At 37.6% G+C, this 17,432-nt stretch carries 16 protein-coding genes; 12 read left to right on the top strand and 4 right to left on the bottom strand.

Going from position 1 to position 17,432, the window contains the following annotated elements; translation table 11 throughout:
- Positions 1–14 precede the first annotated feature (14 nt).
- From radC to GSB9_01713, 4 genes are read left to right on the top strand one after another with little or no spacing between them, the layout of a single operon-like run.
- Positions 15–713, top strand: a complete 699-nt coding sequence (gene radC, locus GSB9_01710; GenBank protein ID UKM65148.1) for a DNA repair protein RadC — start codon at positions 15–17, stop codon at positions 711–713.
- Between the two features lie 58 nt (positions 714–771).
- Positions 772–2,073 (top strand): polysaccharide deacetylase family protein, encoded by a 1,302-nt coding sequence (locus GSB9_01711; GenBank protein UKM65149.1) that lies wholly within the window; start codon positions 772–774, stop codon positions 2,071–2,073.
- Positions 2,063–2,755, top strand: coding sequence for a YjjG family noncanonical pyrimidine nucleotidase (locus tag GSB9_01712; protein ID UKM65150.1), 693 nt, complete (start codon positions 2,063–2,065; stop codon positions 2,753–2,755). The genes GSB9_01711 and GSB9_01712 overlap by 11 nt, the downstream gene beginning before the upstream one ends.
- 60 nt (positions 2,756–2,815) lie before the next feature.
- A complete protein-coding gene (locus tag GSB9_01713; protein ID UKM65151.1) occupies positions 2,816–3,721 on the top strand; it encodes a hypothetical protein in 906 nt (301 codons plus the stop codon).
- Here GSB9_01713 and obgE read toward each other — a convergent pair whose 3' ends face one another.
- Together obgE and GSB9_01715 are read right to left on the bottom strand one after the other, a co-directional pair.
- Positions 3,722–4,720 (bottom strand): GTPase ObgE, encoded by a 999-nt coding sequence (gene obgE / locus GSB9_01714; protein UKM65152.1) that lies wholly within the window; start codon positions 4,718–4,720, stop codon positions 3,722–3,724.
- An 80-nt stretch (positions 4,721–4,800) separates the two neighbouring features.
- On the bottom strand, positions 4,801–5,910 hold the full coding sequence (locus GSB9_01715; GenBank protein ID UKM65153.1) for an adenylate kinase: 1,110 nt from the start codon (positions 5,908–5,910) through the stop codon (positions 4,801–4,803).
- Between the two features lie 138 nt (positions 5,911–6,048).
- Here GSB9_01715 and GSB9_01716 point away from each other — a divergent pair, with 138 nt between their 5' ends.
- From GSB9_01716 to GSB9_01718, 3 genes are all read left to right on the top strand, one after another.
- The gene (locus tag GSB9_01716) at positions 6,049–7,209 is read left to right on the top strand and encodes a 5-(carboxyamino)imidazole ribonucleotide synthase (protein UKM65154.1); all 1,161 of its coding nucleotides are present in this window, start codon (positions 6,049–6,051) and stop codon (positions 7,207–7,209) included.
- Positions 7,206–7,685: a 5-(carboxyamino)imidazole ribonucleotide mutase gene (purE, locus tag GSB9_01717; protein UKM65155.1), complete on the top strand. Its 480-nt coding sequence runs from the start codon at positions 7,206–7,208 to the stop codon at positions 7,683–7,685. The genes GSB9_01716 and purE overlap by 4 nt, the downstream gene beginning before the upstream one ends.
- 147 nt (positions 7,686–7,832) lie before the next feature.
- Positions 7,833–9,887: a M3 family metallopeptidase gene (locus GSB9_01718; GenBank protein ID UKM65156.1), complete on the top strand. Its 2,055-nt coding sequence runs from the start codon at positions 7,833–7,835 to the stop codon at positions 9,885–9,887.
- Here the strand turns inward: GSB9_01718 and GSB9_01719 are convergent.
- A complete protein-coding gene (locus GSB9_01719; GenBank protein ID UKM65157.1) occupies positions 9,882–10,814 on the bottom strand; it encodes an aldo/keto reductase in 933 nt (310 codons plus the stop codon). The genes GSB9_01718 and GSB9_01719 overlap by 6 nt on opposite strands.
- Before the next feature lie 105 nt (positions 10,815–10,919).
- On the opposite strand from GSB9_01719, the gene GSB9_01720 reads away from it, so the two are divergent.
- Both GSB9_01720 and GSB9_01721 read left to right on the top strand, forming a co-directional pair.
- Positions 10,920–11,474: a sigma-70 family RNA polymerase sigma factor gene (locus tag GSB9_01720; GenBank protein ID UKM65158.1), complete on the top strand. Its 555-nt coding sequence runs from the start codon at positions 10,920–10,922 to the stop codon at positions 11,472–11,474.
- Positions 11,475–11,477: 3 nt separating this feature from the next.
- Positions 11,478–11,741 carry a hypothetical protein gene (locus GSB9_01721; GenBank protein UKM65159.2) on the top strand — a complete coding sequence of 88 codons (264 nt, stop codon included), beginning with the start codon at positions 11,478–11,480 and terminating at the stop codon, positions 11,739–11,741.
- Here GSB9_01721 and GSB9_01722 read toward each other — a convergent pair.
- Complete coding sequence (locus GSB9_01722) at positions 11,738–12,571, bottom strand: hypothetical protein (GenBank protein ID UKM65160.1); 834 nt, start codon at positions 12,569–12,571, stop codon at positions 11,738–11,740. The genes GSB9_01721 and GSB9_01722 overlap by 4 nt on opposite strands.
- Positions 12,572–12,692: 121 nt before the next feature.
- Between GSB9_01722 and gcvP the strand changes: the two genes are divergently transcribed.
- The 3 genes from gcvP to GSB9_01725 all read left to right on the top strand — a co-directional run bounded on the left by gcvP (position 12,693) and on the right by GSB9_01725 (position 17,239).
- Positions 12,693–15,542, top strand: coding sequence for an aminomethyl-transferring glycine dehydrogenase (gene gcvP, locus GSB9_01723; protein ID UKM65161.1), 2,850 nt, complete (start codon positions 12,693–12,695; stop codon positions 15,540–15,542).
- Between the two features lie 99 nt (positions 15,543–15,641).
- The gene (locus GSB9_01724) at positions 15,642–16,700 is read left to right on the top strand and encodes a ketoacyl-ACP synthase III (protein ID UKM65162.1); all 1,059 of its coding nucleotides are present in this window, start codon (positions 15,642–15,644) and stop codon (positions 16,698–16,700) included.
- A 17-nt stretch (positions 16,701–16,717) separates the two neighbouring features.
- On the top strand, positions 16,718–17,239 hold the full coding sequence (locus GSB9_01725) for a methyltransferase (protein ID UKM65163.1): 522 nt from the start codon (positions 16,718–16,720) through the stop codon (positions 17,237–17,239).
- Positions 17,240–17,432: the final 193 nt, after the last annotated feature.

Here is a 17,432-nt window from a genome sequence, read left to right on the forward strand (position 1 = left end):
TTTATCTTTAATGCGTGACAGAAAAAAAACCTTCCTTTTCAATAAAAAACTGGAACCAAGACGACCAGCCTCGTGAAAAATTACTGCATAAAGGCCGAGCCGCTTTGAGTGATGCCGAACTAGTTGCTATTTTAATAGGTTCGGGAAATCGTGAAGAAAGTGCGGTGGCTCTATGCAAACGCATATTAGCGAGTGTCGATAATAATTTGAGCCAACTGGGAAAGCTATCCATAAAACAACTTATGGCGTTTAAAGGTATAGGTGAAGCCAAAGCCATAACCATTGCTGCTGCATTGGAATTGGGACGTAGAAGACGAAGCGAAGACGCGCTTCAAAAGAAAAAAATAACCTCCAGCAGCGATGTTTTTGAACTCATGCAACCCATTATTGGTGAATTAGAACACGAAGAATTTTGGATTATTTATTTAAACAATTCCAACAAAGTCATCCAAAAAAACCAACTGAGTAAAGGCGGCATAACAGGTACTTTGGTTGATGTTAGGCTCGTGCTAAAAAGCGCACTTGAAGTTGGTGCAACGGGTTTAATTTTGGCGCACAATCACCCGTCAGGAACATTAAAACCAAGTGAAGCCGACAAACAAATTACAGAAAAATTAAAAATCGCAGCCATAAGTTTAGATATTAAAGTATTAGACCACCTGATTGTAACCGAAAAAGTATACTTTAGTTTTGCCGACGAAGGAATTTTATAATTGATTTAAATGAAACCCTTTAAATAATTACCGCGACTGAAAATTGCTTACTAAGTTTATGCTATTAGTTTACACCCATAAAATATCGCCACGTTTAAAATATGTATTTAAGCACATTTGTAAAAGAGTGCTGGACATAGACGTGGATTTTACCACCCAAATAGAAGCCTTTATTGCTCACGACAGTATAAAAATGTCGTATACCACAAAACAATTGGGCAACGAGTTTTTTGTAAAAAGCCATGATATTTTGTTCGAACAGGGTTTAAACGATATTGAAATACACATACACGATTGGGAAAACACCAAATGTTTTTTTTATATCGGTGAAAAAAGCAGCATACCTTTCGATATTTTTTCGGCTTCATTTTACCTGTTATCGCGTTACGAAGAGTATCTTCCACATTTAAAAGATGATTACGGCAGATTTACGGCAACCGAAAGCCTAGCTTACAACGAAGGATTTCTACACCAACCCGTGGTAGATATTTGGGCATATAAGTTTAAAGCAGCAATACAAAAGCAGTTTCCTGAGTTTGTGTTTCCAATAAAAACATACAGTGCCAGACCCATTATAGACGTACCAAGTGCCTATAAATATAATTTAAAAGGCATTATGCGAACGCTCGGCGGCACCCTAAAAGATTTTTTTAAGCTCAAGATTAAAAGCCTTTACACTCGGTTTTTAGTCCTTTTAGGGTTTAAGCACGATCCCTACGACACCTATAAATACATTATCAATAGACAAAAAAGCAGCAGCTTTAAGTTTCTTTTTTTCTTTTTAATTGGCAGTTACACAACCTACGATAAAGGTATTAACCCAAACAAGAAAAAATATGTCTCATTAATAAAACACATTGGAGACTATTGTGATGTTGGACTTAAAGCATCATATTTTGCCATAAGCAATGTTACTGTTTTAAAAAAGGAGAAAACAAGAATGGAAGAAATTATGAACACCAACCTTGCTGCTTCCAGGCAATCGTTTTCTAAATTAAATTTACCCGAATCTTACAGAAATCTTATTTCTTTGGAAATCAAGGAAGATTACACCATGGGCTATGTAGACCATATTGGTTTCAGAGCAGGCTCATGCACACCTTTTCTATTTTACGATTTAGATTATGAAGTACAGACACCTCTTAAAATAGTACCCTATCACGTTATGGACTACTCGCTTTTAAAGCACCGGTCGTTACTAGACAAAAAGCAAGCCCTAAAGGCTATTATTCAAGAAGTGAAACAGGTAAACGGTATGTTGGTGCCCATATTTCATAATTATACCTTTAGCGATAATACCCGTTGGAAAGGCTTTAAAGATTTGTTTAATATGATACTGAATTCTGCCGATGAGAACTAATGCCATTACTGATATTTTTTTCGACTTAGATCATACGCTGTGGGATTTCAATAAAAACTCAGCGTTAACATTTAAAAAGATATTTGAAATCAACCAAGTATGTTTAGACGTCGATGCATTTTTAAGTCATTACGAGCCCATAAACCTCAAATATTGGAAGCTTTACCGGGAAGAAAAAATTGAGAAAAATGATCTTCGTTTTGCAAGACTTAGTGACACCTTTCAGTCTTTAAGTTTTACAATTGAAAATCGATTGGTACATAAATTGGCCAACGATTATATAACCCATTTAACCAGCTTCAATCATTTGTTTGAAAACACATTTGAAATTTTAGATTATTTAAGCCTCCGGTACAAGCTTCATATTATCACAAACGGGTTTAACGAGGTACAGAATACCAAACTAACTAGGTCTAAAATCAACACTTATTTTAAAACGGTGACCAATTCAGAAAATGCGGGCGTAAAAAAGCCAAATCCTAAAATATTTAATTATGCACTTGACCAAGCCAAAACCAGCGCACAAAACAGCGTTATGATTGGCGATAATTATGAAGCCGACATTTTAGGCGCAAAGCATATTGGCATGGATGTTGTGCATTTTGATTTAAGCGACACTTCTATAGCTGAAGATGGCGTTAAAAAAATCAATAACCTCATCCAATTAAAGAAATATTTGTAAGTTGCAGGTAGGTTCTGCGCTGCAGTTTAAATATCCCATTTCAGAAAAATTTTATTAAAAATGAACATCAAACTTTTCACATTTATAATCACCTGTTGTATCGCTACAACAGTATTTTCGCAAAACTCCATTAACAATTATAAATATGTTATTGTCCCCAAACAGTACAGTTTTTTAAAGGAACCCAATCAATACCAATTAAATGCTTTAACGCAATTTTTGTTCAACAAATATGGTTTTGAAGCCTTAATGGAAGGTGCCGATTACCCTGAAGATTTAATGAGAAACCGCTGTTTGGCCTTAAATTCAGACCTTATGAAAGAATCGGGCCTGTTTAAGACAAAAGTCATCCTCACACTAAAAGATTGTAACGGTCAAACCGTTTTCACCTCAAAAATGGGTGAAAGCCGTGAGAAAGATTATAGAAGTGCTTATAATTTGGCTTTAAGGGATGCTTTTGAATCTATAGAAGCGCTAAATTATAAATTCGAACCCAGTGAAAATAATTTGGTGATCCCTGCCCAAAACAATGTTTCAAAAAACAATACATCAACCGAAATTGCGCAACTCAAACAAGAAATTGAAAATTTAAAGAAGGAAAAAGAGGCTAAAATTGAAAAGGCTCCCGAAAAACAAGTTTCAACCGAAGAAGCCGAATCGCTTAAGCAAGCGAAACAACAAGAAATAAAAGCACTGGTAAAGTCAAAATTTCCGAAAGGAAATAAACCCCCCATGAAAACGGTATTACCTGCAACGCAGACACTATACGCCCAAGAAATTGAAAACGGCTTTCAGTTGGTCGACCGAACCCCAAAAGTGGTTTGCAAAATCAAAAAAACTGGACGCGAAAATCTGTTTTTGGTTGAAGGTGAAGATGCCATTATTTATAAATCGGGAGACAATTGGGTTTATGAGTATAACACCGATGAAGGCGTAAAGCAACAGCAATTGAACATCAAGTTTTAGTTAATTGTTCAGCATCTTCCAAAGCTTATCCTTTAATTCGGTAATCCCTTTTTGAGCCACCGATGAAATAAAGAGATACGGAATAGGCAATTGTTTATCCAATTCTTTTTTCATTTCAGCTTTTAGCTCGTCATCCAGCATGTCACTTTTTGAAATGGCAATTATGCGTTCTTTATCGAGCATCTCTGGGTTGTAACGGCGCAATTCGTCCAACAGGATATCATATTGCTTTTTTATATTGTTTGCATCAGCAGGAATTAAAAACAATAATATGGAGTTACGCTCAATATGCCGCAAAAAGTAATGCCCCAGTCCTTTGCCTTCAGCAGCACCTTCAATAATTCCCGGTATATCGGCCATAATAAACGTTTGGAAATCGCGGTATTCAACAATTCCTAAATTGGGTTTTAAAGTTGTGAATTCATAATCGGCGATTTTTGGCTTTGCTGAAGTCATCACAGAAAGCAAGGTGGATTTCCCTGCGTTTGGAAAGCCTACCAAGCCTACATCGGCAAGCACTTTCAGCTCCATGGTAACGTACTTCTCTTCCATGGGCAAACCAGGCTGTGCATAACGCGGTGTTTGGTTGGTTGACGACTTAAAATGCCAGTTGCCAAGTCCGCCTTTTCCGCCTTCGGCCAAGATTTTTTCTTCACCATCGTCGGTAATTTCAAAAAGAACCTTGTTGGTTTCGGTATCGCGCACTACCGTTCCTAAAGGCACATCGATATACACATCATCACCATCGGCACCAAAACTGCGGTTACTACTGCCATGTTCGCCATGTCCAGCACGAATGTGCTTTTTAAATTTTAAATGAAAGAGTGTCCAAAGGTTTTCTTTGCCCCTTACAATAACGTGACCACCACGCCCGCCATCACCTCCATCAGGTCCTCCCTTAGCAATATATTTTTCGCGATGCAGGTGGGCAGAACCTTTACCTCCGTTACCGGAAGACACATACATTTTTACGTAATCGACAAAATTTCCTTCAGTCATTTTCTATGTTTATTTGTTTTTTGTGTAGTTGTTCAGTTGTATTGATAAACTTTAAACAACTAAACGAATAAACGCCTCAACTATAACTTATCGATTACCTTGCTCAAACGCTCGGTAATCTCTTCAATACTGCCCACGCCATCAACACCGTGGTATTTATCTTGGGCAGAATAGTAGTCTTTTAAAATAGCGGTTTTGTTGTAATACTCTTTAATGCGGTTTCTAATGATGGACTCATCGGCATCATCGGCTCGCCCACTAGTTTTTCCTCTTCCAATAAGGCGTTTTACCAAAATTTCATCTTCGACCTCAAGTGCAATCATAGCATTTATTTGCGAATCTTTGCTGTCCATCAATTTATCCAAAGCTTCGGCTTGCGCATTGGTTCTTGGGAAACCGTCAAAAATAAAGCCGTTTGCATCGGCATTTTTTTCTACCTCAGCATTCAACATATCAATAGTTACTTGGTCTGGAACCAGTTCGCCTTTATCTATGTACGATTTTGCCAACATGCCTAAAGCGGTTTCGTTTTTAATGTTAAACCTAAAAACATCGCCCGTTGAAATGTGTACTAAATTGTACTTTTCTTTTAAAAATTCTGCTTGCGTTCCCTTTCCTGCTCCCGGAGGACCAAATAATACTAAGTTTGTCATATGTTGTGTTTGTTTAATTTGATATACTTCTGTTAGATTGCGCCCAAGGCCATCGTAGTCTAATCCATAGCCCACAATAAACTTATCTGGGATATCAATACCAACATAGTGTAGTTTAAAGTCTTTTTTGTAAGCTTCTGGTTTGTAAAACAAGGTGGCTATTTTTAGAGATTTCACCTTTTCGTTTTTAAAGATGCGGTGCACCTCAGCCAAAGTCTTTCCAGAATCTATAATATCTTCTAAAATAATGACGGTTCGGCCTGTTAAATCTTGAGTCAGTCCAATTAATCGCTGGATGTCTTCGGAAGATTTTAAGCCTTCGTAAGATGCGAGTTTTATAAAAGTTACTTCGCAAGTTTTTGGGTATTTTTTCACAAAATCGCTCGTTAGCATGAACGAACCATTAAGTATACCCACAAAAACCGGAATGTCGTCACCAACGTCTTCCGCAATTTCATCGGCCATTCGCTGCAAAGCCTCGTCAATTTGACGGGCAGAAATAAATGGCTTAAAATATTTATCGTGTAGCTTAATCACGGTTATTATTTTTGAAAGTGGCAAAGATAATCAATAGATTAACCAATAACCATTTTTTGATTTGTGTTTTAGGAACTAATTTAAGATTTAAGTGTATTTTTGCGTAACAATTTAAAGAATTTAGTTAAAATATTTTCAATGAATTACTTTTCTTCAGATTTTAAACTCGGTATTTTAGGCGGCGGCCAACTAGGAAAAATGCTATTATACAATACGAGAAAGTTTGATATCCACACCTGTATTTTAGAAGCGAGCGAAGATGCGCCCTGTAAAATTGCTTGCGATGAGTTCCATTTAGGTGATTTATTGGATTATAATGCGGTTTATAATTTTGGGAAACAGGTTGATGTATTAACCATTGAAATAGAAAACGTAAACGTAGATGCCCTAGAAGCCCTTGAAAAAGAAGGTGTAAAGGTTTATCCAGCATCAAAAACATTGCGAACCATTCAAAACAAAGCCAAACAAAAGCTTTTTTATGTAGACAACAACTTACCAACAGCGCCATTTTCACGCTTTGCTTACCTATCGGAAATTGAAGATGCCATTGAAAACGGAGGGCTTAACTTCCCGTTTGTTTGGAAAGCGGCACAGTTTGGCTACGACGGCAATGGTGTTAAGGTAGTACGAAAACTATCAGATTTAGAAGGCTTACCTAAAGGCGAATGCATTGCTGAAAACTTAGTGCCTTTTAAAAACGAATTGGCTGTAATCGTGGCTCGAAACCCATCAGGAGAAACTAAAACGTATCCAGTTGTTGAAATGGAGTTTCACCCTGAAGCCAACCAAGTGGAGTACGTGATTTGCCCGGCACGGATAGATGAAGCCGTGGCAAAAAAAGCACAAGAAGTGGCTTTAAATGTTTCTAAGTCCTTTAACCACGTAGGCCTTTTGGCCGTTGAAATGTTTCAAACGCAAGACGATAAAATTTTAATAAACGAAGTGGCTCCCCGTCCACACAATTCGGGCCACCAAACCATTGAAGCGAGTTATACCTCGCAGTTCGAGCAACATATCCGAGCCATTCTAGATTTACCATTAGGAAGAACCGATAGTAAAGTGGGCGGTGTTATGGTAAATTTAGTAGGTGCTGAGGGCCACACCGGAAACGTGGTTTACCAAAATATTGAAAGCATTATGGGTATGGATGGTGTTACCCCACATATTTATGGTAAAAAACAAACCCGTCCGTTTAGAAAAATGGGACACGTTACCATTGTGAATGAAAATTTAGGTGAAGCACGAAAAGTTGCAGAAGACGTAAAAAAAACCATAAAAGTTATAAGTAAAAAGATATGAGCAAGGTAGGAGTAATTATGGGAAGCAAAAGCGACCTTCCTGTAATGCAAGATGCAATAGACATCTTAAAAGGATTTGATATTGAGGTTGAAGTTGACATTGTTTCAGCGCACCGTACACCAGAAAAACTATTTGAATATGGAAAAAATGCACACACCAAAGGGTTTTCTGTAATTATTGCAGGAGCAGGTGGTGCGGCCCATTTACCGGGCATGATTGCCTCATTATCACCGCTACCCGTAATTGGCGTTCCGGTAAAAAGCAGCAACTCCATTGATGGATGGGATTCTGTACTTTCCATCTTACAAATGCCAGGCGGTGTTCCCGTGGCAACAGTAGCTCTAAATGGCGCAAAAAATGCAGGGATATTGGCAGCACAAATTATTGGCTCGAGCGACAAATGCGTACTAGATAAAGTTGTCGCTTACAAAGAAGGCCTTAAAATCAAGGTTCACGAGTCGGCAAAAGACCTATAAAAAAAGCCCCGAATATGTTTCGGGGCCTTCAGCTATTAACAAATAATTCTCATGAGTTAGTCACTCTTCCTTATTGTCGCGGCAAAAATATAAAAATTTTACTATGCATACATAGTAAAAATAATTTTTAACACATTCTTTGATAAAATGATAAAGAAATCGCTAATTACCCCATTTAATACTAAATATAACACCGCTCCATTTTCAAAAATTGAAAATTCTGACTTTCTCCCAACTATAAAAGAAGCTATAGAAATGGCTAAAAGTGAAATAGATAGCATTGTCTACAATACCGAGCCGCCGACTTTTGAAAACACAATAGAGGCACTAGACTTCACTGGCGAACAATTAGACCGTATTTCGAGTATCTTTTTCAATTTGAATTCCGCCGAAACCAATGACGAGATTCAAAAAATAGCGCAAGAGGTTTCGCCTTTGTTATCTGAATTCAGTAACGACATTACCTTAAATCAAGAGTTATTTCAACGCGTAAAGGCTGTGTACGAGCAAAAAGATACGCTAAAACTCACTACGGAACAAGAAACGCTTCTCGACAAAAAATACAAAAGCTTCTCTAGAAATGGCGCCAATTTATCCGAGGACAAAAAGCTAAAACTTAGAGATATTGACAAAAAGCTTAGCACCCTAAAACTTAAATTTGGTGAAAACGTGTTGGCCGAAACCAATGCATTTGAAATGCTTATTACCAATAAAAATGACCTTTCTGGATTACCAGAAGGTGCCATTGAAGCGGCAAAACAACTTGCCGAAAGCAAAGAAAAAGAAGGTTGGCTATTTACCCTGCACTACCCGAGCTATATTCCGTTTATGACCTATGCCGATAATCGTGAATTACGAAAAAAATTAGCATTAGCTTTTGGGGCTAAATCGTTTAAAGGCGATGATTTGGACAACCAAAATATCGTGTTAGAAATTGTAAAATTAAGACACAAACGTGCCAAGCTTTTAGGCTACAAAACACATGCGCATTTTGTTTTGGAAGAACGAATGGCGCAAACTCCAGAAAAAGTACAATCGTTTTTAAACGAGCTTTTAGAAAAAGCAAAGCCTGCCGCCAAACGCGAATTTGAAGCATTAAGTGGTTTTGCTAAAGAGACCGACGGTATTGATCAACTCCAAAAATGGGATGGTGCCTATTACTCTGAAAAACTAAAACAGAAATTATTTGATTTAGATGACGAAAAACTAAAACCCTATTTTAAATTAGAAAACGTTATTAACGGTGCTTTTACCGTGGCAAGCAAACTTTTCGGTTTACAATTTGAAGAAATTAATGATATCGATAAATATCACGATGAAGTGTTGACCTATAAGGTTACCAATTTAAAAGGAAATTTTATAGCTGTTTTCTATGCTGATTTCTTTCCAAGATCTGGAAAACGAAACGGTGCTTGGATGACCGTTTACAAACCACAGTATGTTAAAAAAGGCGAAAACAGCCGCCCACATATTTCAATTGTTTGCAACTTTACTAAGCCAACAAAAAGTAAGCCATCACTGCTTACATTCAATGAAGTCACGACCTTATTCCATGAATTTGGGCACGCCCTGCATGGTATGTTGGCCAATACTACCTACCCAAGTTTATCGGGCACAAGTGTGTATTGGGATTTTGTAGAACTGCCCAGTCAGGTGATGGAAAACTGGTGTTATGAAAAAGAAGCTTTAGAATTGTTCGCTACGCATTATGAAACTGGTGAGGTTATCCCAATGGAGTTAATCGAAAAAATAAAAGCGTCTGCAACCTTCAACGAAGGCATGCAAACACTCCGCCAGTTGAGTTTTGGGTTACTTGATATGAGCTGGCATGCCATCGAATCGCCAGAAAAAATCGACAATGTAAAAGCCCACGAAACTGAAGCCTTTAAAGGCACACAACTTTATCCAGATGTTGAAAGCAATTGTATGAGCACATCGTTTGCCCATATTTTTCAAGGCGGTTACTCTTCTGGCTACTATAGCTATAAATGGGCCGAAGTTTTGGATGCCGATGCCTTTGAATATTTTAAGGAGGAAGGTATTTTTAGCAAAACCGTTGCTCAAAAATTTAAAGACAATGTGCTATCGCAAGGGGGCACCGATAACCCCATGGAACTATACAAACGTTTCCGCGGAAAGGAACCGCAACCTGATGCGTTATTAAGACGTGCTGGGTTGATTGAAAAACGTACACTTTCATAAATTCTTCATAAAAGCGTACATCTTTTCCCTTGTTTTTTGATCGGGCATTCTTCCATACCCTGCCATCAAATTATCTATCATGTGATGCGGCTTGGACGTGCCCGGAATTACACAGTTAACCAATTGGTTGGATAATATAAATTTTAAAAAGAATTGCCCCCAGCTCTTTATATCAAATTCTTCAGCCCATTTCGGCACACTTATACCTTTCACCACACTAAAGAGTTCACCACTTTCATAGGGGCGATTAATTAAAACTGCCGTATTGTGTTTCCTGATAGTTTTAAACAATGAAACTTCTGCGTGTCTTGACAAAATGGAATAATTAAACTGAACAAAATCTGGGTTTTCCGTTTTAATAATATGCTCAAGACGAGCATGTGAACTATCTGTATAATGCGTAATACCCCAGTATTTAATTTTACCCTGTTCTTTCCACTCCTTAAGTGTTTTAACATGTACCTCCCAATCTAGAAGATTATGAATTTGCATTAAATCCATTTGCTTTCTTTTCATTAATTCAAACGACTTATTCATTTGACGCATTCCAGCTTCTTTTCCTGTAATCCAAACTTTTGTGGCATAAAATAAATCGTCTGCAAAATTTTGGTTTTGTGTTAGTATGCCAACCACACTTTCAGAACGCCCATACATTGGCGATGAATCAACAACACACCCTCCTAGTTTATTCATCTCAAACAACACTTGACTTAAAGTATTCTTTACGCCTTCCGAAAGGCTAACATCGAAAGTTTGCCAAGTTCCGAGTCCAACAACAGGCAATAACTGATTTGATGAAGGTATTTTTCTTTTTAAAATTTCACTTTTATAATTTAACGCAGTCAGTATCGGATGCATTATAGCAGCCATGCCGGCAAGCCCAGAAAGTTTTAGAACATCGCGTCTTTTATAATATCCAGTGGCCATACATTAAATTTAGTAAAATTTCTTGGAAATGCTTTCAACTTTATGGAACTATAAAATATATCCATTTTTTTATCCTATTTTTGATAAAAGAAAAATTGTACAAAAATGCCCAACCACAAGATAGACCCGAATAAGTGGATAGATTTATATTCCGATTACTTATTCAACTATACCATTGCACGAGTGAGCGATAGGGTTATTGCTGAAGATTTGGTACAAGACACCTTTTTGGCAGGGCTAAAGTCTATGAAAAACTTTAAAGGAGAAGCTAGCGAGCGTACCTGGCTCATCTCTATTCTAAAGCGTAAAATAATTGATTATTACAGAAAAATCAATTCAAAAAAGGGCAAAGCAGAAATCAGGGTTAATTATAGCACAGGAGAAGAAAATGAAGGCGATTGGCTAGAAGAACGCGTTGGAGACCCTTTTGATAAAACGGCTCAGGACACCCTTGAAAACGAAGAACTGGGTGAAGCCATTTACAACTGCCTAGAAAAACTGCCCCAAAAACAAGCCGAAGTGTTCAAAATGAAAACCATACTCGGCCATGAAACTGAAGCCATTTGTAATGAACTAAATATTACACCGTCTAACCTTTGGGTAATCATCCATCGTGCTCGTACCGCTTTGGCCGAATGCCTAAAAGAAAATTGGTTTTAAAATATGTGTGCAAAATTTAAGGTGCTAATGCCTTGCGACAAAGCGAATCATGTGTGCGACAAAACACAGTACCGAGACGCCAGCCTTAGGGAAAAACTATTACTCAATATCCATTTAGTTTATTGTAAGGCCTGCCGTGGTTACTCAAAAAACAACAGAAAACTCACCAAAGCGGTAAAAGTTTCTAAAGTAGATTGTTTGGACAAAAACTGTAAGGAACACATGAAAAAAGAGCTTGATAAAGCCATTAAAGAACAATCTGCCTAACCCAATAGACACAAAAGCACCAACCAAAAAATAGGCAGTCCTTCTACCCAAAACGCACTATAATAAGGTTTCTGCTCTATTTTAGAAGAAATCACAAAAATACCGGTTACAACAGAGACCAACAACAAAGCAATAACATATAAACTTGAAGTTTCATCCTTAAAAAACTCTATAAAGAACATTATGGTTAACAATGCTACGCCTAGCAGTTTGGTTTGTTTTATCCCAATTTTCTGAGGCATCGTAGATAATTTCAAACTATCATATTTTAAATCCCTTATTTCAAAAGGCAACATTAAAACCAACACAAAAGCAAAACGCTGTATGGCCGTAATTGCAACATTAAAGTTCAAAGCATGGTAATTATTTATTAACGGGAGAAAAACCGTAACACCACACCATACTAAAGCAATCAGATAAATTTTTATTCCACTTATATTCCTTAGGTTATTCTGGCTGTCCACATAAAAATGTTTTGGTAAAAACGGAACGGCGTAAAAGAAAGTGACAGCTCCAAAAATTGCAATGTAAATGAGCGTCGTTTTGCTGAGTTGCCAACCATAATAACACATCAGCAAAAAGGAAAAAAAGGAAAAAACCTGAATAGCCTTAAGCCAATTAGCCAAACTCCTGTGATGAAATCTGGCAACACCAAAATACTTCACGAAATTATATCCTGTAATAGATGCATAAAAAATGAAATACAGCACATTTTCATCATAAGGAATTCTGAATTCAATAAGTGTTACCCACGACAATGCATACACAGCCAAAGCCACATGAATACTGGCATGGATATAAAAGTTGAACGCGTGTTTAAGTACCTTCATCGAACAAAAATAAACAAACTGTTAATAAGGCATCGGCATGGTTGAAAACTTTCCATTATATGCAATAAAACCGCTTAAATAATACGTATTTTTGCGAATTATATATTGAAAACCCATTTTCATGAACACAAATGCTTTTGCACTTAGACATATTGGCCCAAGTGAAAAGGACCAAAAACACATGTTGGAAACCCTTGGTCTTGATAGTTTAGATCAATTAATCTATGAAACCATTCCAGATGATATTCGTTTAAAAAAAGAGTTGAATTTAGATGAACCCATGACCGAACATGAATATCTATTACATATTCATGAGCTTTCAAAAAAGAATAAAGCTTACACCACGTATATCGGTTTAGGGTATCACCCAACAATTCTCCCAGCAGTAATACAACGAAATATTCTCGAAAATCCGGGCTGGTACACAGCTTACACGCCTTATCAGGCTGAAATTGCCCAAGGACGATTGGAAGCTCTTTTAAACTTCCAAACCATGGTCATGGATTTAACTGGCATGGAGATTGCAAATGCATCGCTTCTCGATGAAGGAACCGCTGCTGCAGAAGCTATGGGTTTACTTTTTGCTGTCCGTTCTCGCAAACAGAAAAAAGCAGGGATTAACAAATTTTTTGTTTCCGAACACATCTTACCCCAAACCTTATCAACACTACAAACTAGAGCCACGCCTATTGACATAGAGTTGGTTGTTGGCAGTGAGGAATCTTTTGATTTTACTTCGGATTTCTTTGGTGCTATTTTACAATATCCAGGAAAACATGGACAGATTACAGATATAAAATCGTTTATAGAAAAAGCCAATACCTCTGGAATAAAAGTAGCTGTTGCTGCCGATATTTTAAGCTTGGTAAAACTTGAAGCCCCTGGCAAATTTGGGGCGGATGTTGTTGTAGGAACTACGCAGCGTTTTGGAATACCTATGGGATATGGCGGCCCGCATGCCGCTTACTTTGCCACCAAAGAAGCTTACAAACGTTTTTTGCCTGGTCGCATAATTGGGGTTACCAAAGATGCCGATGGAAATCGCGCACTACGCATGGCACTACAAACACGAGAGCAACACATAAAAAGAGATAGAGCTACTTCCAATATTTGCACCGCTCAGGTTTTATTGGCGGTTATGGCCGGTATGTATGCGGTGTATCACGGTCCTAAAGGACTTAAATTTATCGCTAATAAAGTACATAACAAAACGGTAATTCTAGCAAATACCTTGAAGCGTTTGGGTTACGAACAAATCAACTCGTCTTATTTTGATACGCTTCAAATAAAAACCAAGGCTAAAAAAGTTAAAAAAGTAGCCACCGAAAAAAAGATAAACCTTTATTACCCCAATAAAGAAACAGTAACGGTTTCCGTTAACGAAACAACCTCGATTAGAGACCTTAATTATTTAATTTCGATTTTTGCTGAAGCTGCAAAAAAAGAAACAATTATCATTTCAAGTATTTCTGAAGAAAACAATATCGATGAGTTCGTTCAAAGAACTACAGATTTTTTGACTGAACCTGTATTTAACCAATACCACTCTGAAACCGAATTGATGCGTTATATCAAATCTCTTGAACGCAAAGATTTAGCCTTGAACCATTCTATGATTTCATTGGGCTCTTGCACCATGAAACTCAATGCCGCTGCGGAAATGTTACCGTTAAGTTGGTTTAAATGGGGCAACATCCATCCGTTTGCACCTTTAAAACAAGCCAAAGGATACGCTAAAGTTCTAAAAGAACTAGAAGACCAACTTACTGAAATCACTGGGTTTGCTGCAACCTCACTACAACCAAATTCTGGTGCCCAAGGGGAATTTGCCGGACTTATGGTAATAAAAGCATACCACGAATCTCGAGGAGAACACCATAGAAATATTTGCCTAATCCCTTCTTCTGCGCATGGCACCAATCCTGCTAGTGCAGTGATGGCAGGCATGGAAGTGGTTGTTACCAAATCGACTGATGAAGGAAATATTGATGTAGACGATTTACGTGAAAAAGCAGAGTTTTATAAAGACAACCTATCATGCTTAATGGTAACATACCCATCAACCCACGGTGTTTATGAATCGGCAATTAAAGAAATCACCAAAATAATTCATGATAATGGCGGGCAAGTTTACATGGACGGCGCTAATATGAATGCCCAAGTGGGATTAACAAACCCAGGGAATATTGGAGCCGATGTATGTCACCTCAACCTCCACAAAACTTTTGCCATACCGCATGGTGGTGGTGGCCCTGGTGTTGGCCCCATTTGTGTGGCCAAACAGCTTGTTCCGTTTTTGCCGGGCAATCCTGTTTTAAAAACTGGCGGCAAACAGGCAATTACAGCCATTTCCGCAGCACCCTATGGATCGGCCTTAGCATGCCTTATTTCTTATGGCTACATAAAAATGCTTGGTGCCGAAGGGTTAACTGCAGCTACTAAAACAGCCATTTTAAATGCCAATTACATAAAACAACGTTTGCAGGGGAGTTTTGAAACTTTATATTCCGGCGAACGTGGAAGAGCAGCACATGAAATGATTGTTGACTGTCGTGCTTTTAAAGCAAATGGCATTGAAGTGTCAGACATAGCCAAACGTTTAATTGATTACGGTTTTCATGCACCTACAGTATCTTTTCCAGTAGCTGGAACCCTAATGATTGAGCCAACGGAAAGCGAGAGTAAAGCAGAACTAGACCGTTTTTGTGATGCTTTAATTTCTATTAAAAATGAAATTGATCAAGTCGCAAAAGAAGACGACAACAACCTTTTAAAAAACGCACCACACACACTAAGTATGTTAACCGCCGATGAATGGCATTTCCCATACTCTAGGCAAGAGGCTGCTTATCCTTTGGACTATATTAAAAACAATAAATTTTGGCCAAGCGTAAGACGTGTGAATGATGCTTTTGGCGACCGAAATTTGGTGTGTTCTTGCGCACCTATTGAAGCCTATGCCGAAGCATAAAAGTATGTTGAACATCGTAAATTTTAATCAAATGAAAATTTTGTTTTGCAAAAAGCCACTATCTTGCTCGATACTAAAATTATTAAGGCAAATTGATTTATGAATATTAAAATCACTGGTACAGGCAGCTACATTCCAAGTACTGTTGAAAAAAATACAGCCTTCCATAACCACCACTTTTTAAATACTGATGGATCGGCCCTAAACGCACCAAATGAGGTTATCGTAGAGAAGTTTAAAGAAATTACTGGAATTGCTGAACGTCGTTATGCAAAAGACCATCTAAACTCTTCAGATTTAGGTTTTTTTGCTGCCGAAAAAGCCATTGAAGATGCCAAAATAGACCCCGAAACGATTGACTACATAATTGTGGCACATAACTTTGGTGATGTTAAGCATAATACCATCCAAAGTGATATGCTGCCATCGTTGGCGTCGCGCATTAAGCACAGTTTACGCATAAAAAACCCGAAATGTGTAGCTTACGATATTTTATTTGGTTGCCCAGGTTGGATAGAGGGTGTTATTCAAGCACAGGCATTTATAAAAACTGGCATGGCCAAACGCTGTTTAGTCATTGGTACAGAAACCTTATCGCGTGTTACTGATAAACATGACCGAGATGCCATGATTTTTTCAGACGGTGCTGGCGCTACCATTATTGAAGCAAGTGATGGAGAAGGTGGTATTCTGGCGCACGAAACAGCAAGTTTTACATATGACGAAGCCTACTATTTGTTCTTTGGAAAATCAAATAACCCAGAGCTTCCACAGGATACACGTTACATTAAAATGGATGGCCGAAAAATTTATGAGTTTGCACTCACCAACGTACCTCAGGCTATGAAAACCTGTTTGGACAACAGCGGTATTGACATAAAAGACGTTAAAAAGATTTTTATACATCAAGCTAACGAAAAAATGGACGAAGCCATTTTAAAACGCTTTTACCGTTTGTATAAAACTGAAATCCCTAAAGGCATTATGCCCATGAGTATCCAAAAGTTAGGCAACAGTTCGGTAGCTACGGTACCCACGCTTTTTGATTTGGTTAAACGCAACCAATTGGAAGGCCATAATATCAGTAAAGGTGACGTTGTTATTTTTGCAAGCGTAGGTGCTGGCATGCATATTAATGCTATTGTTTATCAATATTAACACTTGTAGACTTACGAATGTACGAAAACACATTTCCAAATAAACGCTTTAGATATACTTTAGAATTTTTGGAAAAGCACGTTTCTACTTCTGAAAGCATTTTGGATTTGGGAGTAACCAACCCTTTTTCAGAAATTATGAAACAACACGGTTACTTTGTTGAAAACACCAAGGGAGAAGATTTAGATATCGACACTTCTTTAATTAAAAACTCGAATGCCAATGTGGTAACCGCTTTTGAAATTTTTGAACATTTGCTATCTCCGTTTACCGTTTTAGAATCTATTAAATCAGATAAACTTGTAGCTAGTGTGCCTTTAAAACTATGGTTCTCCCCTGCTTACAGAAGCAAAACAGACAAATGGGACCGCCATTACCACGAATTTGAAGATTGGCAATTCGATTGGCTTTTAGAAAAAACAGGCTGGAAAATTTTGGACAGACAAAAATGGACCAACCCGACCAAAAAAATTGGTGTCCGTCCAATATTGCGTTGGTTTACTCCAAGATATTATATAGTTTACGCCGAACGTATATAAAATTGATGCCTATTTAATTTTTCTGAAACATTATGATTTAGAACAACTCGCCACTCACTTTAAAAAAAATTGAAAATTGTGAATACCTCCTGTTTTTTCTATATTTAAAAAAAGTTCTATACCCATCAAACCAAGCCTAATTTATGCTAATTTATATTCTTAATTTGGGCGTTTGAGTTTCCAAAACCAATTG

Source organism: Flavobacteriaceae bacterium GSB9, from assembly GCA_022749295.1.
GTDB lineage: Bacteria > Bacteroidota > Bacteroidia > Flavobacteriales > Flavobacteriaceae > Flavisericum.

Coding starts and splice junctions, on each gene's coding strand:
- GSB9_01712 (UKM65150.1), top strand. CDS start 2,063: ATGAGAACTAATGCCATTACTGATATTTTTTTCGACTTAGATCATACG.
- obgE (UKM65152.1), bottom strand. CDS start 4,720: ATGACTGAAGGAAATTTTGTCGATTACGTAAAAATGTATGTGTCTTCC.
- GSB9_01725 (UKM65163.1), top strand. CDS start 16,718: ATGTACGAAAACACATTTCCAAATAAACGCTTTAGATATACTTTAGAA.
- GSB9_01721 (UKM65159.2), top strand. CDS start 11,478: ATGTGTGCAAAATTTAAGGTGCTAATGCCTTGCGACAAAGCGAATCAT.
- GSB9_01720 (UKM65158.1), top strand. CDS start 10,920: ATGCCCAACCACAAGATAGACCCGAATAAGTGGATAGATTTATATTCC.
- GSB9_01722 (UKM65160.1), bottom strand. CDS start 12,571: ATGAAGGTACTTAAACACGCGTTCAACTTTTATATCCATGCCAGTATT.
- purE (UKM65155.1), top strand. CDS start 7,206: ATGAGCAAGGTAGGAGTAATTATGGGAAGCAAAAGCGACCTTCCTGTA.
- GSB9_01713 (UKM65151.1), top strand. CDS start 2,816: ATGAACATCAAACTTTTCACATTTATAATCACCTGTTGTATCGCTACA.
- GSB9_01718 (UKM65156.1), top strand. CDS start 7,833: ATGATAAAGAAATCGCTAATTACCCCATTTAATACTAAATATAACACC.
- GSB9_01719 (UKM65157.1), bottom strand. CDS start 10,814: ATGGCCACTGGATATTATAAAAGACGCGATGTTCTAAAACTTTCTGGG.
- gcvP (UKM65161.1), top strand. CDS start 12,693: ATGAACACAAATGCTTTTGCACTTAGACATATTGGCCCAAGTGAAAAG.
- GSB9_01716 (UKM65154.1), top strand. CDS start 6,049: ATGAATTACTTTTCTTCAGATTTTAAACTCGGTATTTTAGGCGGCGGC.
- GSB9_01724 (UKM65162.1), top strand. CDS start 15,642: ATGAATATTAAAATCACTGGTACAGGCAGCTACATTCCAAGTACTGTT.
- GSB9_01711 (UKM65149.1), top strand. CDS start 772: ATGCTATTAGTTTACACCCATAAAATATCGCCACGTTTAAAATATGTA.